The organism is Draconibacterium sp. (genome assembly GCF_041583095.1).
Lineage (GTDB): Bacteria > Bacteroidota > Bacteroidia > Bacteroidales > Prolixibacteraceae > Draconibacterium.
In genome coordinates, this window is record NZ_JBFHGM010000374.1 from 1 (window position 1) to 3,945 (window position 3,945).

Here is a 3,945-nt window from a genome sequence, read left to right on the forward strand (position 1 = left end):
AAATTAAAAGAACAAGCTAACGAATTATAGTATGGATAAATTAATAGACCTCGGAAAATATATTGAACAGGGAATTAATGTACTGGAAGAAAGCCTTTCCGGTTTGTGGGGAGCTATCGATGATGTAATCTCATGGACGGTTGAATTTTTAAACGACACCTTTCTGGCCATTCCTTTCGTTGTAATTATTGCCCTTGTTACTTTTGGTGCCTACTATGCCAACGCAGGAAAACAGGCCTTTAAAAAAGAAGGTCTTAAAAAAGGTGCTGGCTTAGCTTTGTTTGTTGTGCTTGGATTGTTGCTGATTTGGGCAATGGGCTATTGGAAAGAAGCCATTCAAACAACAACACTTGTTATTGTGGCTACCATAATTGCGCTTCTGTTCGGAATCCCATTGGGAATTTGGGCGGCACGCAGCAACACAGCTAATGCTATTATCCGGCCAATTCTTGACTTAATGCAAACCATGCCGGCATTCGTTTACCTTATTCCTGCTATTTTCTTCTTTAGTGTTGGAAATACACCGGGTGTTATTGCAACGGTAATTTTCTCGTTGCCACCGGCCGTGCGTTTAACAAGTCTGGGAATCCGGAATGTGCCTGCTGATGTTATTGAAGCCGGACATGCTTTTGGAGCAACCGATAAACAAATTCTGTTTAAAATACAATTGCCACTGGCTAAAACAACTATTCTGGCCGGTATAAACCAGGTAATTCTGCTGGCTCTGTCGATGGTTGTTATTGCATCGATGGTTGGTGCCAAAGGCTTGGGTGCCATCGTTTACCAGGGAATTCAGCAAAACGACATTGCCAAAGGTTTCGAATCGGGACTTGGAATTGTTGTGTTGGCCATTATACTCGATCGTATAACTCAGGCTGTTGCAAAAAAATAAATTATAAATCTTTTTAAAAATTATATTATGCTGAACGTAAAAAAAATAGGAACTCTGTTTGTAGCTGCAACTTTGTTATTTGCAATTACATCATGTTCAAACAGCGGATCGAAAAATAAATCTGCTGAAGTTGAGAAAAAAGAAGTAAACATTTTGTATCCAAACTGGGCTGAAGGCATTGCCTTTACTCACCTGGCAAAGGTGGCACTTGAAGCCAACGGTTTTGAGGTAGAATTAACCAACCTGGAACCGGGATTGATCTACGGCGAATTATCAAAGGACGATTCAAAAGGAGATGTTTTTATGGATGCATGGTTGCCCAATACCCACAAAGATTATTGGGCTGACTATGGTGATAAACTGGTAAAATTAGGCGAGTCGTTTAGTAACGGTACTACCGGCCTTGTAGTTCCTTCGTACGTAAGCATTAACTCTATTGAAGAGCTGAACGCCAACAAAGATAAGTTTGATGGCGAAATTATCGGAATTGGTAGTGGTGCAGGTATTCATGCGAACACTGAAAAAGTAATTGAAGTGTATGATCTGGATTTTGAGCAGATTACATCGAGTGGACCTGCCATGGTTGCCAGCCTTGAAAAAGCAATTAAAAACAACGAATGGATTGCTATTACCGGATGGAAACCACACTTTAAATGGGCTAAAAACGATTTGAAATATTTGGAAGATCCAAAGGGAATTTACCCAAAAGATGTTTGTGCAATTATTTCGCGCAGAGGATTTGCTGAAGATATGCCTAAAGCAGGCACATTTTTTAAAAACTTCAACCTTGACGAAGCTTTGCTTTACGATTTGATGGGTAAAATTTCAGACTCGGGAGAAGAAGCCGGCGCACAGCAATTTTACGATGCTAATAAAGCAATGATCGATGCCTGGTTTAACTAAACCCGGTACCATTGCAAAATTTTATCATATAAAAAATGGCAGGTTAGGTTTTCCTTTCCTGCCATTTTTATTTCCACCGGAAGCCTTTTAAACTCCTCTTTTGTGGTATTTTAAGTCCCGCTCAATAGCTTCAATCATTTTTCCGGCTATATCTTTATTCGAAGCTCCTTCTACCCCTTCAAGTCCTGGCGATGAATTTACTTCCAATAACAGCGGACCATTTTTTCCTCGGATGATATCAACACCGGCAACCTTCAGATTTAGGGTTTTTGCTGCAAGAATTGCAATACGCCGTTCTTCAGCAGTAATTTTGGTAATCGATGCTGTTCCACCCATGTGAATATTTGCACGGAACTCGCCCGGAGCGGCTGTACGCATAATGCTGGCCACCACTTTCCCGTTCACCACAAAACAACGAATATCCTTACCATCGGCCTCTTTTACAAACTCTTGTACCAAAATGTTGGCACGAAGGCTTTTAAAGGCGTTAATCAAACTCTCGGCAGCCTTTTTTGTTTCGGCCAACACAACTCCTTTTCCTTGTGTTCCTTCCAATAGTTTTACAATAAGCGGAGCACCGCCAACCATCTGAATCAGTTCGTTGGTATCAAGTGGTGAGTTGGCAAAACCGGTTGTAGGAATTGGTAGCCCATTGTTAATGAGCAATTGCAAAGCGTATAACTTATCGCGCGATTGGGTAATTGCCGAGGCGGTATTCAAGGTATAAACGCCCATGGCTTCGAAATGCCGTGTAAGTGCGCAACCATAAAAGGTGGCACTTGGCCTGATTCGCGGAATAATGGCATCAAACTCATTCAAAACGCGGCCACCACGATAATGCATTTCAGGATTTTTACCATCCAGTTTTATGTAGCAGTCTTTCAGGTTCAGAAACTCCATTTCGTGGCCATGCTCCTGCCCTGCTTCCATTATTCGTATGTTGCTGTATAATTCGGGATTACTGGCCAGCAGTCCGATTTTTAAACCTGTTGGGCGAGTAATATTTGTATAGTAATACGATGCAATACGTTCTTTGGAAAGCTCGCCCAAATGGAACGATTCTTCCGGATCGACCAGTATTTTCCCCGACATGGCTTGCCGTCCCAGCAACATTCGGTATCCCATCGAGTCGCGGTTGGTAAGCGTAACCTCAATTTCCCACGCTTCACCTGCGATCGACAGTACTGTTTTTATTACAAAACGTACTTCGCTGTTGCCACTCGAGCTTTTTACTTTTCGTTTATCTAATAATGGTGCCTCGCAGTTAATGGTTGTTTTTCCATCTTTTTGCAGCGGATGTACATCAAAACTAATCCACGGCTGGCCATTCTTTTTAAACTGATTTATATTTACCGCATGTAGTGCTGAAGTTTTTGCTCCTGAATCGATCCGGGCTTTTATTCCCGGAATATTTAATTGCGGCAAACCGCACCACTCTTCGCTACCAATAATTATTTTTTCTTCCTTCATTTTTCTAAAATACTAATAATAAGACTTTTTTTAGCCTCCGTTTGAAGTTTTATTGGTTTGATTAAGTGCCGCAATATAAATATCTTTTTTTGATGTAGTAAAAACAAAATCGGAAGGCATTAAAAAAATTTTGTAACATTAAAAACTTCTGGCGACTGGCTTTCAAGAGGTAATAAATTATTGCAGGTGAATGATAGTTGTAATCGCTTGAACATTTGTTAATTGCTCACTTTTTTCTTTTTGATAGCACGAACATTTGTTTAAGCCCTTAATTGCTACTGGAAACAGCCATGAACATTTGTTTAAGGGCTAAAAAATTGCTTTTTCAAGGCATGAACATTTGTTTAAAGGGATAAAAAATATTTCGTAGAGGCTTAAACATTTGTTTATGGCATCAAAAAGTATTTCGTAGAGGCTTAAACATTTGTTTATGGCATCAAAAAGTATTTCGTAGAGACTTAAACATTTGTTTATGGTATTAAAAAGTATTTTGGAAAGGCTTAAACATTTGTTTATGCCTGGAAATGCCGTTACCCGGAGCTAAGTTGCAGACTTTCAATGCGGGTCACATTGAAAATCCGGTGGAGAAGTAAAAAGTATCTCACTTAGAAGTTTCAATATTGAATAAAAGCGACCAAGTATAAGCAACATTCTTTTGGCTTATCAGCCGGATTCTACTC

Annotated in this window: 3 protein-coding genes and 1 pseudogene; 2 read left to right on the forward strand and 2 right to left on the reverse strand. The window is 40.0% G+C overall.

Features of this window, described 5'->3' with window-relative positions:
* Positions 1 to 31 precede the first annotated feature (31 nt).
* Positions 32 to 892: an ABC transporter permease gene (locus tag ABZB17_RS21250; RefSeq protein WP_372653434.1), complete on the forward strand. Its 861-nt coding sequence runs from the start codon at positions 32 to 34 to the stop codon at positions 890 to 892.
* Between the two features lie 27 nt (positions 893 to 919).
* Positions 920 to 1,795 (forward strand): glycine betaine ABC transporter substrate-binding protein, encoded by an 876-nt coding sequence (locus tag ABZB17_RS21255; protein ID WP_372653436.1) that lies wholly within the window; start codon positions 920 to 922, stop codon positions 1,793 to 1,795.
* 87 nt (positions 1,796 to 1,882) lie between these two features.
* Here the strand turns inward: ABZB17_RS21255 and rimK are convergent, their stop codons facing one another.
* Positions 1,883 to 2,797 carry a 30S ribosomal protein S6--L-glutamate ligase gene (rimK, locus tag ABZB17_RS21260; protein ID WP_369681503.1) on the reverse strand — a complete coding sequence of 305 codons (915 nt, stop codon included), beginning with the start codon at positions 2,795 to 2,797 and terminating at the stop codon, positions 1,883 to 1,885.
* Between the two features lie 63 nt (positions 2,798 to 2,860).
* Positions 2,861 to 3,265, reverse strand: a pseudogene (locus tag ABZB17_RS21265) (ATP-dependent zinc protease); the annotation flags it as partial.
* Positions 3,266 to 3,945: the final 680 nt, after the last annotated feature.